The sequence below is a fragment of the Micromonospora sp. NPDC047738 genome (genome assembly GCF_040642675.1).
GTDB lineage: Bacteria > Actinomycetota > Actinomycetes > Mycobacteriales > Micromonosporaceae > Micromonospora.
Map to the genome: position 1 here is coordinate 133,754 of NZ_JBEYSO010000005.1, position 19,755 is coordinate 153,508.

A 19,755-nucleotide genomic window follows, 5' to 3' on the forward strand; every position below is an offset into this window, starting at 1 on the left:
CATGGAGATCGTGCTCGCCGCTGGCCTGTGGCTCGACGGATCCGTCTGGGACGACGTCGCTTCCGCACTCGAGTCACTCGGCCATCGCCCCGTACCGCTCACCCTCCCCGGCCAGGGTGACGGATCCGCGTCCGCCACGCTCGACGACCAGGTGGCAGCGGTCGTCGCCGCCGTGGACTCGGCATCGGGAAAGCCGATGGCGGTGGGGCATTCCGCCGCTTGCACCCTGGCTTGGCTGGCCGCTGAGGCGCGACCGGAGCAGGTCGGCAAGGTCGTCCTCATCGGGGGCTTCCCGTCCACCGACGGGGAGGCCTATGCGAACTTCTTCGAGCTGAAGGATGGCGTCATGCCCTTCCCCGGCTGGGGACCATTCGAGGGGCCAGATTCTGCGGACCTCGACGAGGAGGCCAGGCGAGCCATCGCGTCCGCGGCGATTCCGGTCCCCGAGGGAGTGGCCAAGGGCGTCGTGCGGTTGGCCGACGAGCGGCGGTTCGATGTCCCGGTCGTGCTCGTGTGCCCCGAGTTCACCCCTGCCCAAGCCAAGGAGTGGATCGAGGCCGGTGACGTGCCCGAGCTCGCGAAGGCCAAGCACCTCGACTTCGTCGACATCGACTCCGGCCATTGGCCCATGGTGACCAAGCCGGTCGAACTCGCCCGGCTCCTTGCCGCAGCGGCTGCCGAGGTCTGACCGCCGCGGCGCGGTGGCTGGACACCCGACCTGCCCTGGCTTTGGCCACGTTGCTCGAAGTCACGGCAGTGCATCGACCGACCCGGCAGCCAGCGGTTGTCGGCGTTCAGGTCGCGAGCCGGGACGATGTGACGCGCGAGAGGATCCACCCGATGTCATACACGATCCGACCCCTGGACGCCTCGACGTGGGACGCATTCGCGGAGCTTGTCGAGCGCAACAACGGCATCTTCGGTGGGTGCTGGTGCATTGGCTACCACCCGGAGTGCGGCCAGAAAGGGATCAGCTACCGCGCGGCCAAGGAGGACCGGGTCCGGACAGGCCGGGCTCACGCCGCGCTCGTCCTCGACGAAGACGGCACCGCGCAGGGGTGGTGCCAGTACGGCAGCCCCGAGGAACTACCGGGCATCAAACACAGGCGCGAATACGACAAGGATGCACCGCCGCGCCCGGACTGGCGGATCACCTGCTTCTACGTCGACAAGAAACATCGCCGCCAAGGCATCGCCCGGGCGGCGCTGGAAGGCGCCCTCGACCACATCGCCCATGCCGGCGGTGGCCTCGTCGAGGCCATCTCCGAGGTGACCACCGGCCGTGAAGCGCCAGGCCGTTTCCTGTTCAGCGCGACCGTCGAACTGTTCGAGCAGTTCGGATTCACCCGCGGCCGGCAGGTTGGCAAGCACGCGTGGGTCGTGAGCACAGTGGTCGATGCGGTGTGAACTTCCGCTTCCCTAGCCTGCTCGAAAACTCGTGATCATCACCGCCGCCGCCCGGCTACCATCCCCGGTGATGGCGGAGTTCGTGCATATCACCACGGCGCGATCGGCTCGACGCATCGCGCGTTCGGGAGTCGCCGCGCGCAGCCGCGGGCGGGCCGGCGGACGGGGCGTGTACTGCATGCCCGTACTGCCGTCGTTCACTCTCACCTACCAGTGGGTGCGCGAGCTGCGGCGTTGGCACTCGGGCGTCCTGGTTGCGGTGCAGCTGCGGCTGCCCGACGACGAGCCGGTCACCGTCGGGCGCTACACTGCCCCACCCCGCGAGGCCACCGCCGCACAGGCGGTCGCGGCGGTGCGCGAGTTCGACGATCCGCGCGGCTACGAGGTGTTCGTGCCCCGCGCGATCGTCGTCGCCGAGGTGCGCCGGATCCGTGACGTTCCGCAGGGAGTCGGTTGGCGGTACCTGCCGGCGGCCCACGGCCGGCGGCCCTGCCCGTGTCCCGTCTGTCTGCCGCGCGGGGGGTACAAGGTGGCCAACCTGCGCCGCCGGTTCCCCTACGACGAGCCGCCCAGACCGAAGAGCGAGCTGATGACGCGGCTGCGGGGGGCGTCCACCGCCGACGAGATCATCGACGTGCTCGGCGAACTGGGCCGCGGCCGGCGCGGCGGTGCCGAGGAGCTGGCGTACCTGGCCGATCATCCCGATCCGGACGTACGCGACACGCTCGAAGACATCCTGCGGGCGTACCGCGGCCGCGAAGCGCGGCGACTACGCGAGCGGTTGCAGCTCAGCGGCTCATCGGGGTCAGATCAGAACAGCTGCTGATCTCCGTGCCGCCCAGTCGGGGCTCATAGCATGTCAGCCAATGGCTAACCGGGGTCGAGTGTCGCCCGGAGCCGCCTGGCACCGGCCAGGAGGGGAACCGCATCAATATGTGACTCCGAGACCGATCATGTCGGCGCCGGCGCCAGCGACCGCGCCGAGGATCGCCGGCTGGACAAGCGCCGCGGTTTGGTGGCGGCGTCGGCGGGAAGCTCACGAATTTGCGACCACATGGAGAGGGATTCTCGTGACATCGACGCTTCCCGGCGGGACGTTCCCGCTGGGGGATTTGACGGTCGCCCGGATGGGGTACGGCGCGATGCAGTTGGCCGGCCCGCACGTCTTCGGCCCGCCGGCCGACCGCGACGCGGCCGTGGCCGTGCTGCGCGAGGCCGTCGAGCTGGGTATCAACCACATCGACACTGCCGACTTCTACGGCCCGTACGTCACCAACGAGATCATCAGGGAAGCCCTGCACCCATACCCGGACGATCTACGCATCGTGACGAAGGTCGGATCATTGCGTGACGCCGAGGGAAACTGGCCCCGAGCGCTCGCTCCCGAGCAGCTGCGCCAAGCCGTGCACGACAACCTGGACCACCTCGGGCTCGACGTGCTCGACGTTGTCAACCTGCGCGTCGGCGGGTTCGACCGGCCCGCTCCCGGCTCGATCGCCGAGCCGTTCACAGCCCTCGCGCAGCTGCAGCAGGAGGGCCTGATCAAGCATCTCGGTCTCAGCACGGTCAACTCTGAACAGCTCGCCGAGGCACAGTCCATCGCGCCGGTCGTGTGCGTGCAGAACTACTACAACATCGCAAACCGGGACGACGACACCCTGATCGGCTCCCTGGCCGCGCAGGGTATCGCCTACGTGCCCTACTTCCCGCTCGGCGGCTTCTCCCCACTGCAGTCGGAGGAACTGAACGCTGTCGCCGCCCGCCTCGACGCCACACCGATGGCCGTCGCGCTGGCTTGGCTGCTCAAGCGCTCCCCGAACATCCTGCTCATCCCCGGCACCTCATCCGTCGCGCACCTGCGCGAAAACGTCTCCGCTGCCGCGCTGCCCCTTCCCGAGGACGCGCTGACCGAACTCGACCGGATAGGTTGACACTCAGTGGCCGATCTCGGTCAACGCCGCGCTGCGCGAGATCACCGCGAGCCAGCTGGCGATTTCCTGCGGTCAGCGTGGCAGCTCAGGCAGTAGCCGCACAGCGACGCAGACCCGAAACGAAGCTCCAGGGAAGCTCGCGGTGGCCAAGGCCGTGGCATCGTGGAGGCATGTGCCGGAACATTCGAGTGCTCCACAACTTTGAGCCGCCTGCGACCGATGACGAGATCGAGGCGGCCGCCATCCAGTACGTGCGCAAGGTCAGCGGCGCGACGCGGCCGTCCGCGGCCAACGAGGAGGCGTTCGACGAGGCGGTCCGCGCGGTCACCGCGGCCACCCGGACCCTGCTGGACAGCCTCGTGACGAAGGCGCCTCCCCGCGACCGCGAGGTGGAGGCCGCGAAGGCCAAGGCGCGCGCGGCTGAACGGTACGGGGTTCGAGCGACGGCCTCGGGCTGACGGCCAGGGCGGGCGGATCAGGGTCAGCTTCAATCTGGTCCGGCCGCCATCGATACAGCCAAGGGCAGCCGAAGCCAATGTCGCACCCGCGTGGTGGAGTACTCGCCATGGGCGTGCTGTTTGACTACTTCCGGGCAGAGGATGACGCTGCGGCTGTCCGAATGATGGCGGATCTCGGTGGCGGGCCGGCCGCCTTCAGCGGAGACGGCGCAGCTGTCGATGCGATTGACCTCAAGGGCATCGAGCCGGCAGTGACCCTCGGCAAGCTCGTGAGCTTCGTTCGAGGTGTCGACTGGGAGGTGAACCTGGTTGATCTCAACCTGCTGTGGAGCGTGGACGACCAGGAAGGACCGTGGCTGATGTCTCTCGACCGCGCCACGCGGGACGCCCTGGCCTCGATCAACGACGGGCAAGTGCGTGAGTTGTCGGCGCGATGGGGCCGGATCGAAGAGCTGGCGTGGAGCGGCCCGTTGCCTGAGGACGAGATGGTGCCCGTCATCAAGGAGGTCGCCGCCCTTGCCCGGCGTGCGCGAGACGCGGGCGAGGACCTGTACTGCTGGTGCTGCCTGTGACTCGTGCAAATGAGCCGCTCGCCGCCTCATCGGAGGAGTCGCGGACGTAGTCGCTCTGGTCTCGCGCTGGCGAAGGGCGTTTCCAGCGGTCAGCCGGATCCAGGCACATTTGCGGGGGCGTCTCGAATTGCCAGTGCGGCCTGGACGAGCGCCGCGTGGGTCAGCGTCTGGGGGTAGTTGCCGAGGTGGGCGCCGGTCGCGGGGTCCAACTCCTCGGCGTAGAGGCCGAGTGGACTGGCGTGGTGGAGCATGGTCTGGAACAGTTCCTCCGCCTCGATGCGGCGTCCGGTACGGGCGAGGGCTTGAACGAGCCAGAACGAGCACGGCAGGAACGCGCCCTCGTTGCCGGGGAAGCCGTCACGCCCCGGCGGGTAGCGGTAGAGGAGCGGACCGCCGGCGGAGAGCCGGTCCCGAATGGCGTCGATGGTGCCCCGGACGCGGGGTGAGTCGATGCTGTCCATGTCCAGCAGCGGCAGGACGAGCAGGGCCGCGTCGAGGTCCTGGGAGCCGTAGCTGCGGACGTAGCTGCCCATCGTCGGGTCGAAGCCGTGCGTCCGGACCTCGGCGGCGATGGCATCTCGTGCCTTCTGCCAGCGTCGACGTTGGCGGTCCGGCAGCGGGTGGGTGTCGGCGATGCGCAGTGCCCGGTCCAGGGCGAGCCAGCCCATCAGCTTGGAATGCACGTGTTGGGCGGGCGAGCGGACCTCCCAGATCCCGGCGTCGGGCTCCTGCCAGCACCGGGCGACCAGGTCGGCGAAGCCGCGCACCGCCCGCCACGTCTCCGGGTAGAGGAGGTGCCCGGCCTGCGCGAACGCCCAGGCGGCGTCGATCACCCAGCCGTAGCCGTCGAGTTGGTGTTGGCCGGTGGCGCCGTTGCCGATCCGCACCGGGGCGCTGTCGAGATAGCCGGGCCAGCCGGGCATTTCCCGTTCCGCTGGTACGTGGCGGCCGTGCAGGGTGAACACTGCCGGCAGGCGTGGCCGCTGCAGTCGGCTGGCGTGCAGCAACCAGGCGAGGAAACCGTGGGCCTCCTCGGGTTTGCCGACGCTGAGGAACGCGCTGACGCCGATGCTGGCGTCCCGGGGCCAGACATAGCGGTAGTCCCAGTTCCGTATCCCGCCGGGATCCTCGGGCAGTGATGTCGTGGGTGCGGCCACCGGGGCTTGCGACGGCGAGTAGGTCAACAGCCGCAGGATCAGCAGGCTTCGTGCGACGTGGTCCCGGAAAGGCAGCGATTCGTCGATTTCGGCGGTCCAGGCCCGCCATCGGTTCTCGTCCTCGAGGAGCAGTTTCCAGGCTGCTGCCGGCTCGACGTGGATCAGCGGTTCGCGGTGGGCCACGGCCAGCACGAGAGTGACCGGACGGCCTGGCCCGACCGTGATCGAGGCAGACCGACCCGGTTCGATGGTGAGCCTGGGTGCGCTGCCCAGCGAGACCGCCAGCGACCCCCACTCACACACCAGGGCCTGGCGCCGCTGGTGGACTCGGGGCCGGCGGTGCCGTACGCCGAGGCGGGGATCGAACTCGATGACGGCGTCGACCGTTTCCTCCTCGGCCGACAGGCGCCGCACGATCAGTGTCGTGGGCAGCAGGTGGCCTCTGATCTCGGCCACCATGCCCTCGGTGAGGGTGAGGCGGCCGTTGCCGACCGCCCAGGTCGTCTCCAGGGTGGCGGTGTTCGGCCGGTAGCGCCGTTTGACGACTGCGGCCGGCCGGGCCGGCCCGACCCGGAACGTGCCCGCCTCCGGGCCCCCGACCAGCCGGCCGAACAGGGGCTCACCGTCGAAGCGGGGCACGCAGAGCCAGTCGAGTCGGCCGTCACTGGCGACGAGGGCGGCGGTGCGGGTGTCGCCCAGCAGGCCGTAGTCGCTGATCGGCGCCGAGGGCGGAGGGCTCGTCACGTCAATCGGCCTTGAGGAGCAGTCCGAGGACGATCCCGAACATGACGTGGACGACAGCCGTGACCGCGGGAGTCTGGATGCCGTAGTTGAGAGCGAACAGCCCGGGTGGCTCCAGCACCGCGGTGCTGGCCAGGCCGGCCCGCTGCGAGGCCATGCGTGGGTGGACACCCGGAAGCAGCGGCAGGAGCACCGTCAGGGCGATCCCGACGTGGAGGAGCCCGAGCAGCGCGCCGATCCACCAGGTGGCGCGGTGCAGCAGGGCGAACGTGGCCGCGTAGCCGAGGGCGAAGCCCTGGCCGGCACCGAGGTGGAGGAAGAACCCGGCGACCCGGGCCCGGTCGGGATCCTCGGTGACGAGGGTCCCGAGCACCAGGGGAAGGTCGAGGCGAGTGAGGCCGGCGAGTTGTGCGGTGATCAGCGCCGCGGTGAGCGCCGTGGTGGCGACCAGCCCGAACAACGCCCATCCGGCCCAGTCCATCTCAGCAGTGGTCGACGCCGCGGGCGTTCGGCGCGACGACGTGGGCGGCACTTGCGCTGGCGATGCCGGGTCGCCCGGCGTCGGTCATGGCGACGCCGGCACCGGTCGGCCGCGCAGATGGCCGGGTCCGAAGTGCCGAGCAGCGGCTGCACGCCGCGGGCACCCGGCTCGGCGACGTCCTCACAGTCATCGGTCCACCCTTCGGCTGGACAACGTGAAGGTTCTATTGGCTTGATCGGGACGCCCGCGTCGCCCGCAGCTGCGACTACAGTGGCCATTCCGGCTTTTCACCATAAGCCACCGCACCTGTGACACCGGCCCGCTTGCCGAGATACCCCTGGGAGGCGCAGCCGGGGTCTGTCGACGGCTCAGGAGCAGAAGTCGGCGATGGTGCTGGTGAGGATGTCGGTGAGGTGGTCCAGGGAGGCGAGGTCGACGTATTCGGTGGCGGCGTGGGCACCGGCGCCGTCGACGCCGAAGAGCAGGCAGGGGATGCCGGCGCGGTCCAGGAGGGCGCAGTCGGTCCAGAAGGCCTCGGCGCGCACCACGGGCGGGTGCCCGAGAATCCCTTCCGCGTGGCGGACCAGGGTGCGGACGACGGGTGCCTCCGGGTCGGCCTCGAAGGGCTCGCGGTGCAGGCCGCGGGTCAGCCGGTAGCGGAAGTCGGGGACCGTGGCGGCCAGGCGGTCGAGCACGGCGGTCAGTTCGCGCTCGACGCGGTCGGGACTCTCGCCCGGGACGGTGCGGCGCTCCAGGGTGATGCGGCAGTGCGCCGGGTAGGTGGAGGCCTCCTCGCCGCCCTGGATGACGGAGGCGTGCACGGTGCCGGTGCCCAGGCGGGGGTGGGCCGGGCCCGTCATGAGGCGCTGGCCCAGTTCCTCCAGCGCGACCAGGAAGTGCCCGGCTTTGGCGATGGCGTCGATGCCGAGTTCGGGCCGCGAACCGTGGGCGGCGCGGCCCTCGATCTCCACCTCGAACCAGACGAAGCCCTTGTGGGCGAGCGTGACTTCGAGTTGGCTCGGCTCGGTGACGATTGCCGCGTCGGCGGTGACGGACTCCAGCACCTCCGCGGTGCCGGAACTGCCGTGTTCTTCGTCGGCGACGCAGGCGAGCATGACGTCACCGCGCAGTGGACCGCGGGCGGCGCGGGCCGCGGCGACCATCATGGCCGCGAGGCCGCCCTTCATGTCGAAGGCGCCGCGGCCGAACATCTTGCCGTCGCGGATCTGCGGGTCGAACGGGTCGCCGTCGTAGTCGGCCGCGCCTACCGTGTCGAGATGGCCGTTGAGCATGAGTGACCGGCCGCCGCCGGTGCCGCGGGCGATCGCGACGAGCGAGGGCCGGCCGGGGCGCTTCTCGAGTCGATGCACTTCGAAGCCGCGAGCGCCCAGCCATGCGCCGCAGAAGTCGGCGATCTCGGTCTCGCCGGCGCCACCGGGGACGAGGTCAGGATTGACGGAGTTGATGGCGATCAGCCTGGCCAGCAGGCGGCCGGGATGCTCATCCGGGTCCAGGGCATCGGGGGCCGCGGGAGTGGTGGGAGTCTCGAAGAGCATCGGGGACCTTCCATGGTCATCAGGTTCCGGACGGGCGCTCGGACCTGCAGGCCCGGAGGAAGTCGGAAAGCGTCCGGCGGCTCTTCCCGGACCAGACGCGCACTGCTCGGGTCGTTGCCGGGGTGGCGGGCGGTCAATCTTGGTTGGCGAGCCGCAGGAGAGTGGTGGCCAGGACGTCGATGCCGTGGGTGCAGGCCTCGGGGGTGGAGTATTCCCGGGGGTTGTGGCTGATGCCGTCGTACTCGCCGCGGACGAAGATCATGGCGGTGGGGCAGAGCGCGGCGATCTCCTGGGCGTCGTGCCCCGCGCCGGAGAGCAGGGAGACGTGCGCCAGGTCGTGGTCGTCGGCGGCCTGCGCGATGACCTTCTGCACCCCGTCGTCGAAGGGGACGTAGGCGGTCCTGGCCATCCGCCGGGTGGTCAGCGACAGGCCCGGCTGGCTGCCCTCCAGGTCGTGCAGGAACGCGGCCAGGGCCTCCTCGGCGCGGGTCATCTGGGCGTCGTCGGGGTTGCGCAGGTCCACGGTCATCTCGGCGCGGGCCGGGACGATGTTGGTCAGGTCCGGGTGGACGATGAGATGGCCGACGGTGGCCCGCAGGTCGCCGTAGTCGCCGGAGTCGACCAGGGACCGCAGGTGGACGATGATCTGGGCAGCGGCGAGCCCGGCGTCGGCGCGCAGGTGGGTCGGGGTGGTGCCGGCGTGGGCGGCGCGACCGTGGATGGTGATCTCCTGCCAGGAGATGCCCTGGACGCCGGTGACGACGCCGATCTCGACCCCGTGCTCGGCGAGGACGGGGCCCTGTTCGATGTGGCATTCGACGTAGGCGTGCGGCGCGTCGAGGCGTACCTCGACGGGGCCGTCGAAGCCCGTGCGGGCGAGTTCACCGCCGAGGGTGCGGCCGTCGCGGTCCGTCAGCGCGTGGGCGTACGCCATTGTCAGGCGACCGGCGGCGACGGCGCTGCCGAGCATGTCGGTGCCGAAGCGGACGCCCTCCTCCTCGGTGAAGATGCCGACCTCGATGGGGCGGCGGGTGGTGATGCCGCGTTCGTTGAGGATGCGGATGACTTCGATGCCGCCCAGGACGCCGAGACAGCCGTCGAAGGCGCCAGCGGTGGCGACGCTGTCGATGTGTGAGCCGGTCAGTACGGGGGCCGCGGTGGGGTCGGTGCCCTCGCGGCGGCCGTAGATGTTGCCCATCTGGTCGATGCGGACGGCCAGGCCGGCCTGTTCCATCCAGGCGATCACCTGGCGGCGGCCGGCCGCGTCGGTGTCGGTCAGGGCGAGGCGGTTGACGCCGCGCAGGCCGGTGCGCTCGTCGTGGTACGCGCCGATCTCGGCGAGGTCCATCAGCGACTGCCAGAGGCGTCCGCCGTTGACGGTGATCTTGCTGGGGGTGAGGCTCGTCAAGGTCTGTCTCCCAGGAGCTGTCGGTGACGGTGGAGTTGGGGGCGAGCGGGTCAACCGGTGGCGGTCGCGGGCTGCGGATGATCAGTGATCGAGCGTGGAGTGCGGGTTGGCGGCCGGGCCCTCGGTGCTCAACAGCACGACCACCGAGGTCGAATCGAGTCCCAGTGCCGTTCGGCGTTCCCCGGCCCCCACGCCGGTGAGCACCGCACGGAGGCCGGCGAGCGCTGCCGCCCCGCAGGGGCCCGCGTGGACACCGAGAGCGGCGAGGTCAACGGCCGCGCGGGCGCTGTCGGGGTCGGGGATGGCGACGGCGGCGTCCAGCCCGCTGTGCAGGTAGGGCCAGGCGATGCTGGACGGGGTGCCGCAGTTGAGCCCGGCCATCGTGGTGTCGCCGGTGGTGACGCTGACCGGTGCGCCGTGGGTGAGGCTTTCCAGGACGCAGGCGGCGGCCGCCGGCTCCACCGACAACAGTGCGGGCGCCCGTCCGGACGGGCGGCTGCGGTAGTGGGTGATGACGGCCTGGGCCAGTGACCCGACGCCCACCGGTACCGCGACGAGGTCAGGCCCCGCGGCGATTTCCTCGGCGGTCAGCTGCTCGTCGATCTCGACGCAGAGGGTGGAGTAGCCCTCGACGATCCAGCCCGGGATCTGCTCATAGCCCGGCCAGGCGGTGTCCTGGACCAGGACCGCCGCCGGCGCGGCAGCGGCCTCCGCCGCCAGGCGGACGGCCTCGTCGTACGGCCCGGCGACCTCGGTCACCGCCGCCTGCTCGGCGACGATGGCCGCCACCGCCTGCGGATGCACACCCTGCGGCACGAACGCGTGGGCGTGGTGCCCGAGCAGGCGCGCCGTACGGGCCACCGCCCGGCCGTGGTTGCCATCGGTGGCGGTCACCAGGGTGACCGGTTCGTCACCGCTCACGGCCCGCTCGGAGAGTACGCGGTGGACCGCCCAGGACGAACCCAGCGCCTTGAACGCGGGCAGCCCCAGCCGGCACGACTCGTCCTTGACGAAGACGCGGCCCACCCCCAGCTCCGCTGCCAGCGGCGGGAGTTCGGTCAGCGGCGTGGGCGAGTAGTCGGGCAGGGTGGTGTGGAAGTTCCGCACCTCGGCAGGTGCGGGTGTGCACCTCCAGGCGCGGGCGCCGGGCCGCGCAAGCCACGGCATCAGCCCGGGGGAGGAGACATTCTCGGTCACAGCTCCAGGGTGCGACGGACTCCTATGATCGGTCCAGCGAATGTTTCCGACCTATACTCATCGAGAAAACCGACCGTTACGGGTTGCTGCGCGACGGCGAGGAGAGCGTGCATGTTCGACCTGCATCGCCTGCGCCTGCTGCGCGAACTCAAGCACCGCGGCACGCTGGCCGCGGTCGCCGCCGCCCTGTCCTACGCCCCGTCATCCGTCTCCCAGCAGCTCTCGCAGTTGGAAGCGGAGGTCGGCGTCCGATTGCTGGAACCGGTCGGGCGGCGCGTGAAGCTGACCGAGCAAGCCGAGATCCTCGTCGCCCACACCGAAGCGGTTCTCGAACGCCTGGAGCGTGCGGAGGCGGAGATCGCCGCCTCCCTGACCGAGCTGACCGGGACACTGCGCATCGCCTCGTTCCAGACCGCCGCCCTGGCCCTGGTCCCGGCCGCGCTCGGCCTGCTGCGCGACCAACACCCGCACCTGCGCGTCCACGTCACGCAGCTGGAACCCGAAAAGGCCCTACCCGCCCTGCAGGCCCGCGACTTCGACCTGGTCGTGGCCGAGGAGTATCCCGGCAACCCCAACCTGCGCCCCGCCGAACTCGAACAGGAAGACCTGCTCGACGACCCCCTGCACCTCGCCCTGCCCGATGCCGGCCCGGACACTCACGACCCCATGGCGGCGCTGCGCTCACTCGCGGACCACCCGTGGGTGATGGAACCCGAAGGCACCACCGCGCGGCACTGGGCCGTGACCCTGTGCCGCAACGCGGGCTTCGAACCCGACGTACGGTTCGAAACCACCGACCTCCTGCTGCACCTTCGCCTCGTCGAGCAGGGGCACGCTGCCGCCTTCCTGCCCGACCTCGTCTGGAGCGGACAACCCCCAACCGTCACACTGCGACAACTCCCCCGGGATCAGCGCACCCGCCGGGTCTTCACCGTCGTACGCCGCGGCCGCAGCCGGCACCCCGCCGTCCAGGCGTGCCGGGGCGCCCTCCGCCAGGCGGTCACCCTCCGCCCGAGTCAGGCACCGGGACGGAGCTGACCGCTGTGCGCTCCGTGGCGACCACACCGGGGAGCGGGACGAGGCGAGGCTGCGGGTCCGGCTGCCGCCCGGGCCGGACCCGGGAGTCAGTCGGTCCGGGTTGGCGTCGCCCCCGGCCTCCACGGCGCCGGCTAGCGGTCGGCCGCAGTCACGCAACAGGCGGCACGAGCTCGGGTGCGCCCCAGCCGTCAGGAACGGGCAGGCCGGCCTCCCGTCGGGCCATGGCGGCCGCGCCGACCTGTGCGGCCTGGGCGCCGAAGGCGGAGCGCAGCACCGGGGGCGGGGTCCGCCAGGCGAGAGCCGCCCGGAGGGCGTCGCGTACCGGGTCGAAGAACAGCGCGCCCGCGTCGGCGAGCCCACCGCCGAGAACGATGCGGGCCGGGTCGAGGGTCAGGGTCAGGGTGGCCAGGGCCGTCCCCAGAGCCTGGGTCGCGTCGTCCCAGACGGCGCGGGCCACCCGATCGGTGGCCACCGCGTCGGCGATGCCCCGGCTGTCCAACCCCCGGGTTCCGCCGAGCCGGGCATAGCGGCGGGCCAGCCCGCCGGCGGAGGCGTACACCTCCAGGCATCCCCGCTGCCCGCAACTGCACGGCTCCCCGCCGGGGTAGACCGGCATGTGGCCGACCTCGCCGGCCGAGCCGGTCGCGCCCGGCACCGGCGCACCATGCACCACCACCGCCGCGGCGATGCCGGTGCCCAGCGGTAGCAGCAGGAAGTTGTCCAGTCCGCGGGCTGCTCCGGCCACCGCCTCGGCGACGCCGGCCGCCCGTGCGTCGTGCCCGACCGCCACCGGCAGTCCGAGATCGTCCCCGACGAGGGCGCGTAGCGGCACGTCGCGGAACCGGATGTTGGCGGCGTACCGCACCACCCCGTCGATCTCGTCGACGAGGCCCGGTGTGACCACGCCGATCGCGGCGGGTGTGGCGCCGAGGGCGAGCGCGTCGTCGCGCAGCTGGAGGCACAGGGACCGGACGGCCTTGACCGGGTCGTCGTCCGCCCGCGACGGCACGGTCAGCGAGTGCCGGAACTGGCCGTCCTCGCCGACCACGGCCCCCTTGATGGTCGTTCCACCGACGTCGACGGCGAGGACGCACTGGCCTTCGGGCTGCGTCACGCGATCACCCGGTCACCACGGTGAGGTCCGCGGTGAAGTCGCGGTCCAGGGGAAACACCGGTCGCACCACACGCTGGTACGGCAGCCGCGCGAGGTCCTGGTCGACGCCGCCCGGGGTCAGCGCGAGCAGCCAGTCGCCGGCCGCGTCGAACAGTTCGGGTTCCAGGTAGCCGATCTTCACCACGACGAGATCCAGCTCGTCGACCGCGATCCCCAGCCGTGCGTAGGAGTCCAGCAGGCGGTACTGCATCCGGCGGGACGTGACGAAGACGCTCAGCCCGCCGACCCGTACGCTGGCGCACCGCCCACCGTCGGGATCCTCGGCGACCGCCTCAAGGATCCCGTCGAGCGGCAGCGGGCCCGGGTCCCGGGAGTCGATTCGCCCGCCGACCGCCACCCGGACCGGTGAGCCGAGCGGCTGGTCGGCGATCTGCGCTACGGCCTGCGGGTCGACCAGCGAGGCGAACACGGCGCGGCGGGAGCCGTCGCGGATCTCGGGGCGGGCCAGCAGCCGGTCGAGGGCGAAGGTGACGTCGTCGGCACCGCCGGCGCCGGGGTTGTCGCCCGAGTCGCTGATGAAGAAGGGTCGCCGGGCCGGATCCGCGACCGCGGCCAGGGCCGTGTCGAGGCACTCGTCCATCGAGCCGGTGGGCGCGACGAAGGCGAAGTCGTCGCGGGCCGCCCAGAAGTGCCCGCCGAGCTCGCGGGCCGCCTCGGCGGTGGCGGTGGCGTCGGTGCCGGTGACGACGACCGCGCCCCGGCAGCGCGGCTGGTCGGCCCAAGCGAACCCGATCCAGATCGCGGCGTCGACGATGCCGTCCCGGGCCTCGACCTCGGGGATCCTCGCGTAGAGCCCCCGGGCCGGCTCCTCGCGGGTGCTGGTCATCTCGCCGGGCAGCAGGATCGGCACGTGGACCAGGGCCTTGTGCGGGCGCCGCTGCCGGCGCAGCGCCTCGACCAGGTTCCGGGCGGCGCGCTCACGGGTCTCCCACACGTCGATGTGCGGGGCGGTGCGATAGCAGGTGAGCAGGTCGCAGGCGTCGAACAGCACCTGCGAGACGTTGCCGTGCAGGTCCATCGCCGCGGAGACGAACGGCTCCGGCCCGAGCACCGACCGGATGGCGGTGACCAGGTCGCCCTCCGCGTCGTCGCGTCCGACGACGCTCATCGCACCGTGGATGTCCAGCAGCATGCCGTCCACCGGGCCGGCGGCAGCGAGCTGCTCCACCATCTCGGTGGCCCAGGCCTCGTACGTCGCCGGGTCCACCGCCCCGCCGGGCAGGGCCCGGGCGTGCACGAGCGGTATCCATTCGACGTCAGCGGCCCAGGGCTGGGCGGGGGAGAGCCAGCCGTAACGCGCCAGCAGCGCATCGCCCCGGGTGACCTCGAAGTCGTGGGCGGTGCTGAGGTGGGGCGAGAAGGTGCTGGATTCGATGTGGATGCCGCCGATGGCGATGCGGAGGGGACGGGGCACGGGTGTTGCTCCTCAGGAGGGTCGTACGTCGGCCGTCATGCGCAGCAGGTGCCCGAGGCCGACCAGGGCCGCATCGGGGCCCGCGACGCTGGCTTCGATGGTCAGGGACTGGGTCATGGACGGTAGGCAGCGCTCGTAGAGCATCCCCCGGGTCGCGGCCACGTAGACGTCGAGGCTGGACAGCGCGCCGCCGATGACGACGGCGTCGGGGTTGAGGAAGTTGACCAGGCCGGAGAGCGCCACGCCGAGCAGCCTGCCGGCGTGACGCACCATGGTCACCACGGTCGGGTCGGCGTCGCTGACCGCTGCCATGATGTCCCGGACGGTGGTCGCCGATGAGCCCTGCTCGGCCAACTGGCGGGCCAGGGCGGCGCCGCTGGCGACGGTCTCCAGGCAGCCCCGGCTGCCGCAGGAGCACTCCCGCTCGCCACTGTCCGCCACGCGTACGTGGGTGACATCGCCGCTGAGGCCGCGACCGCCCCGGTAGACCTGTCCACCGCTGACCAGACAGGCACCGATGCCGGTGCCGGCCTTGACGTAGATCATGTCGCCGAACTCGTTTCTCCGGGTGACGTACTCGCCGATCGCCGCCGCCTTGGCGTCGTTGTCGACGGCCACCGGCACCTGGAACCGCGCGGCGAGGTGGTCCCGCGCATCGACACCGCTCCAGCCGGGCATCCGGGCCGGGCCGACCAGCCGGCCGCCGGGGAACTCGACCGGGCCCGGTAGGGCGACGCCGACCCCGAGCAGCTCCTGGCCCGGCGCGGCCGTCGCCTGGAGCCGCGCGAATGTCGCCGCGACAACGTCGAACACCTCTTCGGGCCCGGCGGCGATGTCGAGGGCCACCTCCTCGGTGGTGCGCAGCCCGCCGTCGGGCGCGCACAACCCCACCCGAGCGTGCCGGCCACCCAGCTCGGCGACGGCGAGGACCCCCTTGGTCTCCCGCAGGCGCAGGATCCGGGGGCGCCGCCCCCCGGTGGACCGGCCCACCCCCTCCTCCAGGATGACGCCCTCCTCGAGCAGGCGGCGTACCACGCTGGTGACGGTCGAGGGGGCGACCTGCAACGCCTCGATGAGGTCGGCGCGCGAGGTGGCCGCGCCGCTGGCCAGCAGGTCGAGGGTCTGGTCGCGCAGGGTGGCGGAGATCGATGGTTCCAAGGTGCTTCTCCTTGTTTGGGCGGTCCTCCGGCGCCGCCTCAGTGTGTCGCAGTGCCACGGCAGGGTGCGCTCCGGAGCCCACGCGAAGAGTATCGGTCGATGCTTCGCCGACTTCGATCGTACCCTGGCCAAAGTTGCCGAATAAAGAGGGTAACTTTCGTTGACTCGGCACTTCGGCGCGGTTACATTCTCCGCGTCGAACGTCGAGGAGCAGCAGCACCAGGCGGCGGGACGCATGCCGACGCCGCCGGCGCCCGGAGACACGGGGCACGTGCACATCAATCGAGGAGACTCATGAGGAGCAGATTTCCCGGGCGCGCCCTCCGCGGCGCCGTGGCGGTAGCCAGCGCGGTCGCCCTCGGGGCGGGCCTGGTCGCCTGCGGTGGCGGCAGCGGTTCGTCGAAGGCGGGCGGGAGTCAGGGCAAGGACACCGTGACTGTCGCCTTCCGTACCCCCAACTGGATCCTGCCGATCTCGGCACCCGGCTTCACCCAGGGCGAGAACGCCATCTTCGGGCAGGCGCTGTACCGGTCGCTGTACCAGTACAAGCTGGACGGCACCGCGCAGTACAACATCGACCCGCAGCGCTCGATGGCCGAGCCGCCGGTGGTGAGCGACGGCGGCAGGACGCTGACCATCACGCTGAAGGACAACACCTGGTCCGACGGCAAGCCCGTCACCACCAAGGACATCCAGTTCTGGTACGACCTGGTCACGGCGAACAAGGACAAGTGGGCGTCCTACCGGGCCGGCGGCCTCCCGGACAACATCGCGCAGTGGTCGGTCAAGGACGACAAGACCTTCTCGATCACCACGAAGGAGGTGTACAACACCGCCTGGTTCGTGGACAACCAGCTCAACAAGATCACCCCGATGCCGGAGCACGCCTGGGACAAGGACTCCGCCACCGCGGCCGTGAGCAACCTGGCCAGCACGCCGGAGGGCGCGAAGAAGGTCTTCGACTTCCTCACCGCGGCCTCGAAGGACCCCAAGACGTACGACTCCAACGAGCTGTGGAAGGTCAACAGCGGCCCGTGGAAGCTGGCGAAGTACGTGCCGAACGGCGAGGTCACCCTCGCCGCCCAGCCGAACTACTCCGGAGTGGACAAGCCGAAGCTCGCCAAGGTCGTGCTCCGGCCGTTCACCGGCGACGACGCCGAGTTCAACGTGCTGCGCGCCGGTGACATCGACTACGGGTACGTGCCGGCGGCCAACCTGTCCCAGGAGGCCTACCTCAAGTCCAAGGGCTACACGGTCTCCCCCTGGTACGGCTGGTCCGTCACCTACCTGCAGCTGAACTTCAACAACCCGAAGACCGGGGTGCTGTTCAAGCAGCCGTACCTGCGGCAGTCGATGCAGATGCTCATCGACCAGCCGACGATCAGCAAGGTGATCTGGTCGGGCACGGCCGCGCCGACCTGCGGCCCGGTGCCCGCCAAGCCGGGCACCAACGGCACCGACGCCGCCGGCTGTGTGTACTCGTTCGACCCGGCCAAGGCCAAGGAGCTGCTCGAGAGCCACGGCTGGCAGGTGACCCCGGACGGGCAGACCACCTGCCAGACGCCGGGCACCGGACCGAACCAGTGCGGCGACGGCATCGCCGCCGGCACGGCGCTGAACCTCACCGTGACCAGCCAGACCGGCTTCGCCGCCACGACCAAGATGTTCGCCGAGATCAAGTCGCAGATGGCCAAGCTCGGCATCCAGCTGACCATCAAGGAGGTGCCCGATTCGGTCGCGGTCACCCCGGCCTGCAAGCCGACGGACGCGACCTGCTCGTGGGACATGTCCTTCTTCGGCTCGCAGGGCAGCTGGTACTACCCGGCCTTCGCCAGCGGCGAGCGGCTCTTCGCCACCGACGCCCCGGTGAACCTGGGCAGCTACAGCAACCCCGAGGCCGACAAGCTCATCGAGGCCACGCAGTTCTCCGGCGACGAGAGCGCGCTCAAGGCGTACAACGACTTCCTCGCCAAGGACCTGCCGGTGCTCTGGATGCCGAACCCGGTGTTCCAGGTCTCGGCGTACCGGGCCGGTCTGCAGGGCGTCGAGCCGCAGGACCCGATGAACTTCATGTACTTCCAGGACTGGTCCTGGAAGTAATCGATCACTGATCGTCCCGGCTCCGGCGGCGCCCACCGCGCCGCCGGAGCCCCGACCGGGGAGGAGGAACCGCCCAGGTGGTCCGGTACCTCATCACGCGCTTGGGCCAGGCCCTCATCGTCGTCGTGCTCGTCACGGTGATCGCGTTCCTCATCCTGCACCTGCTGCCCGGGGGCGCGGCGCGGGCCACCCTCGGCAAGGAGGCCACGCTGGAGCAGTTGGCGGCGTTCAACCACGAGATGGGCTACGACCGGCCCTGGATCCAGCAGTACGGCATGTACGTGCAGCGCCTGCTGCACGGCGATCTCGGCTACTCGTACCAGCTCAACCAGCCGGTCGTCGAGGCGATCAGCCAGCGGCTGCCGAAGACCATGGTGTTGTCGCTGCTGTCGACCCTGCTCGCCATCGTGCTGGCGATCCCGCTCGGGGTGATCCAGGCGGTGCGCCGCAACCGCTGGCCCGACTACGCCATCACCTCGCTGTCGCTGCTGGCGTACGCCACGCCCATCTTCTTCATGGGCCTCATGATGATCATCCTCTTCTCGCAGGTCTGGCCGATCCTGCCGCCGGAGGCACCGCAAGGGTTCACGGTGGCGGAGGTGCTCGCCGATCCGGCCGGGCTGGTCCTGCCCACGGTCACACTCGCCATCGTCACCATCGCGGTCTACTCGCGGTACGTACGCTCCGCCATGGTCGACAACCTCAACGAGAACTACGTCCGCACCGCCCGCAGCAAGGGTCTCTCCGAGCGGCGGGTCGTCCTGCGGCACACGCTGCGCAACGGGTTGTTCCCAGTCATCACGCTGCTCGGGATGTACCTGCCCGCGCTGTTCAGCGGGGCGTTGGTCGTCGAGTCGCTGTTCAACTTCCCCGGCATGGGGCAGTTGTTCTGGCAGGCGGCGCTGAAGCGTGACTTCCCGATCCTGCTCGGGGTCACCGTCATCATCTCGATCGCGACGGTCGTCGGCGCGCTCGTCGCCGACCTGCTCTACGCCGCCGTCGATCCCCGGGTCCGACTCCGCGGGAGCGCGTCATGACCACCCTCTCCCAGGCGGTCCGCCCAGGCACCGCCCCCGACCAGCCGGCGGACGCGGCCGAGGCGCCGGTGCGCGGCCTCTGGCGGCAGGGGCTGGTCGTCTTCTGCGAGAACCGGCTCGCCCTGGTGGGCCTGGGCCTGTTCGTCCTGCTGGCCGGGATCTGCTTCCTCGGCCCGCTCTTCTACCACACCGACCAGGTGCACACGGACCTCACCGCCGTACACCTGGCCCCGGGTGAGCAGGGGCATCCGCTCGGCACCGACGGGGTCGGCTACGACCAGTTGGGGCGGCTCATGCTCGGCGGTCAGACCTCGATCATCGTCGGGCTCGCGGCCGGGATCCTCGCCACCGCCCTGGGCACGCTCTGGGGCGCCGTCGCCGGGTTCGTCGGGGGGTGGCCGGATTCGGCGATGATGCGGGTGGTCGACGCGATGATGTCGATCCCGTCGCTGTTCCTGTTCATGCTGCTCGCCGCCATCGTCACCCCGAGCGTGTCGATGCTCATCCTCATCATCGGCGCCTTCGCCTGGCTGGGGCCGGCCCGGCTGGTCCGGGGTGAGGCACTGACCCTGCGCTCCCGCGAGTACGTCCAGGCCATGCGGGCGATGGGCGGCACGGGCGGCCGGGCCGTGCGCCGGCACATCGTGCCGAACGCCATCGGGACCGTGATCGTCAACGCGACCTTCCAGGTCGCCGACGCGATCCTCTACGTCGCGTACCTGTCGTTCCTCGGCCTCGGTGTCCCCCCGCCGGCGGCGAACTGGGGCGGGATGCTCTCCGACGGCCTCGCGGACACCTACAGCGGCCACTGGTGGCTGCTGTATCCGCCCGGAATCGCCATCATCCTCATCGTCCTCGCCTTCAACTTCATCGGCGACGGGCTGAGGGACGCCTTCGAGGTCCGCCTCCGGCGGCGGTAGCAGGAG

The 19,755-nt window shown here is 70.9% G+C and carries 18 protein-coding genes; 10 read left to right on the plus strand and 8 right to left on the minus strand.

The window, feature by feature from the left end:
• Position 1: 1 nt before the first annotated feature.
• The 6 genes from ABZ783_RS10785 to ABZ783_RS10810 all read left to right on the plus strand — a co-directional run bounded on the left by ABZ783_RS10785 (position 2) and on the right by ABZ783_RS10810 (position 4,368).
• Entirely contained in the window at positions 2-688 is a 687-nt protein-coding gene (locus tag ABZ783_RS10785) for an alpha/beta hydrolase (RefSeq protein ID WP_357436128.1), read from the plus strand.
• Positions 689-840: 152 nt separating this feature from the next.
• Positions 841-1,407: a GNAT family N-acetyltransferase gene (locus tag ABZ783_RS10790; protein ID WP_357436130.1), complete on the plus strand. Its 567-nt coding sequence runs from the start codon at positions 841-843 to the stop codon at positions 1,405-1,407.
• A gap of 178 nt (positions 1,408-1,585) precedes the next feature.
• Complete coding sequence (locus tag ABZ783_RS10795) at positions 1,586-2,233, plus strand: hypothetical protein (RefSeq protein ID WP_357436131.1); 648 nt, start codon at positions 1,586-1,588, stop codon at positions 2,231-2,233.
• Positions 2,234-2,477: 244 nt separating this feature from the next.
• Positions 2,478-3,338: an aldo/keto reductase family oxidoreductase gene (locus tag ABZ783_RS10800; RefSeq protein WP_357436132.1), complete on the plus strand. Its 861-nt coding sequence runs from the start codon at positions 2,478-2,480 to the stop codon at positions 3,336-3,338.
• Between the two features lie 170 nt (positions 3,339-3,508).
• The gene (locus ABZ783_RS10805; RefSeq protein ID WP_073838320.1) at positions 3,509-3,796 is read left to right on the plus strand and encodes a DUF2277 domain-containing protein; all 288 of its coding nucleotides are present in this window, start codon (positions 3,509-3,511) and stop codon (positions 3,794-3,796) included.
• Between the two features lie 107 nt (positions 3,797-3,903).
• The gene (locus tag ABZ783_RS10810; protein WP_357436134.1) at positions 3,904-4,368 is read left to right on the plus strand and encodes a hypothetical protein; all 465 of its coding nucleotides are present in this window, start codon (positions 3,904-3,906) and stop codon (positions 4,366-4,368) included.
• Between the two features lie 89 nt (positions 4,369-4,457).
• On the opposite strand, the gene ABZ783_RS10815 is transcribed toward ABZ783_RS10810, so the two are convergent.
• From ABZ783_RS10815 to ABZ783_RS10835, 5 genes are all read right to left on the minus strand, one after another.
• Positions 4,458-6,269, minus strand: a complete 1,812-nt coding sequence (locus ABZ783_RS10815) for a glycoside hydrolase family 15 protein (protein WP_357436136.1) — start codon at positions 6,267-6,269, stop codon at positions 4,458-4,460.
• A gap of 1 nt (position 6,270) precedes the next feature.
• Positions 6,271-6,747 (minus strand): hypothetical protein, encoded by a 477-nt coding sequence (locus ABZ783_RS10820; RefSeq protein WP_357436137.1) that lies wholly within the window; start codon positions 6,745-6,747, stop codon positions 6,271-6,273.
• A 368-nt stretch (positions 6,748-7,115) separates the two neighbouring features.
• Entirely contained in the window at positions 7,116-8,303 is a 1,188-nt protein-coding gene (locus tag ABZ783_RS10825; RefSeq protein ID WP_357436138.1) for an ArgE/DapE family deacylase, read from the minus strand.
• Positions 8,304-8,436: 133 nt separating this feature from the next.
• The gene (locus ABZ783_RS10830; RefSeq protein WP_357436139.1) at positions 8,437-9,711 is read right to left on the minus strand and encodes a Zn-dependent hydrolase; all 1,275 of its coding nucleotides are present in this window, start codon (positions 9,709-9,711) and stop codon (positions 8,437-8,439) included.
• Between the two features lie 81 nt (positions 9,712-9,792).
• Positions 9,793-10,908, minus strand: coding sequence for a diaminopropionate ammonia-lyase (locus ABZ783_RS10835; RefSeq protein ID WP_357436140.1), 1,116 nt, complete (start codon positions 10,906-10,908; stop codon positions 9,793-9,795).
• A gap of 111 nt (positions 10,909-11,019) precedes the next feature.
• Here ABZ783_RS10835 and ABZ783_RS10840 point away from each other — a divergent pair, with 111 nt between their 5' ends.
• Positions 11,020-11,946, plus strand: coding sequence for a LysR family transcriptional regulator (locus ABZ783_RS10840; RefSeq protein WP_357436143.1), 927 nt, complete (start codon positions 11,020-11,022; stop codon positions 11,944-11,946).
• Positions 11,947-12,094: 148 nt separating this feature from the next.
• Here the strand turns inward: ABZ783_RS10840 and ABZ783_RS10845 are convergent, their stop codons facing one another.
• From ABZ783_RS10845 to ABZ783_RS10855, 3 genes are read right to left on the minus strand one after another with little or no spacing between them, the layout of a single operon-like run.
• On the minus strand, positions 12,095-13,060 hold the full coding sequence (locus ABZ783_RS10845) for an ROK family protein (protein ID WP_357436145.1): 966 nt from the start codon (positions 13,058-13,060) through the stop codon (positions 12,095-12,097).
• A gap of 4 nt (positions 13,061-13,064) precedes the next feature.
• Positions 13,065-14,534: a M81 family metallopeptidase gene (locus ABZ783_RS10850; protein WP_357436146.1), complete on the minus strand. Its 1,470-nt coding sequence runs from the start codon at positions 14,532-14,534 to the stop codon at positions 13,065-13,067.
• Positions 14,535-14,546: 12 nt separating this feature from the next.
• Positions 14,547-15,692, minus strand: a complete 1,146-nt coding sequence (locus tag ABZ783_RS10855) for an ROK family transcriptional regulator (RefSeq protein WP_357436148.1) — start codon at positions 15,690-15,692, stop codon at positions 14,547-14,549.
• A 294-nt stretch (positions 15,693-15,986) separates the two neighbouring features.
• On the opposite strand from ABZ783_RS10855, the gene ABZ783_RS10860 reads away from it, so the two are divergent.
• From ABZ783_RS10860 to ABZ783_RS10870, 3 genes are all read left to right on the plus strand, one after another.
• Positions 15,987-17,792 (plus strand): peptide ABC transporter substrate-binding protein, encoded by a 1,806-nt coding sequence (locus tag ABZ783_RS10860; protein ID WP_357436150.1) that lies wholly within the window; start codon positions 15,987-15,989, stop codon positions 17,790-17,792.
• Positions 17,793-17,869: 77 nt separating this feature from the next.
• Positions 17,870-18,829 carry an ABC transporter permease gene (locus ABZ783_RS10865; protein WP_357436151.1) on the plus strand — a complete coding sequence of 320 codons (960 nt, stop codon included), beginning with the start codon at positions 17,870-17,872 and terminating at the stop codon, positions 18,827-18,829.
• Positions 18,826-19,749 (plus strand): ABC transporter permease, encoded by a 924-nt coding sequence (locus ABZ783_RS10870; RefSeq protein WP_357436153.1) that lies wholly within the window; start codon positions 18,826-18,828, stop codon positions 19,747-19,749. Before ABZ783_RS10865 ends, ABZ783_RS10870 begins: the two co-directional genes overlap by 4 nt.
• Positions 19,750-19,755: the final 6 nt, after the last annotated feature.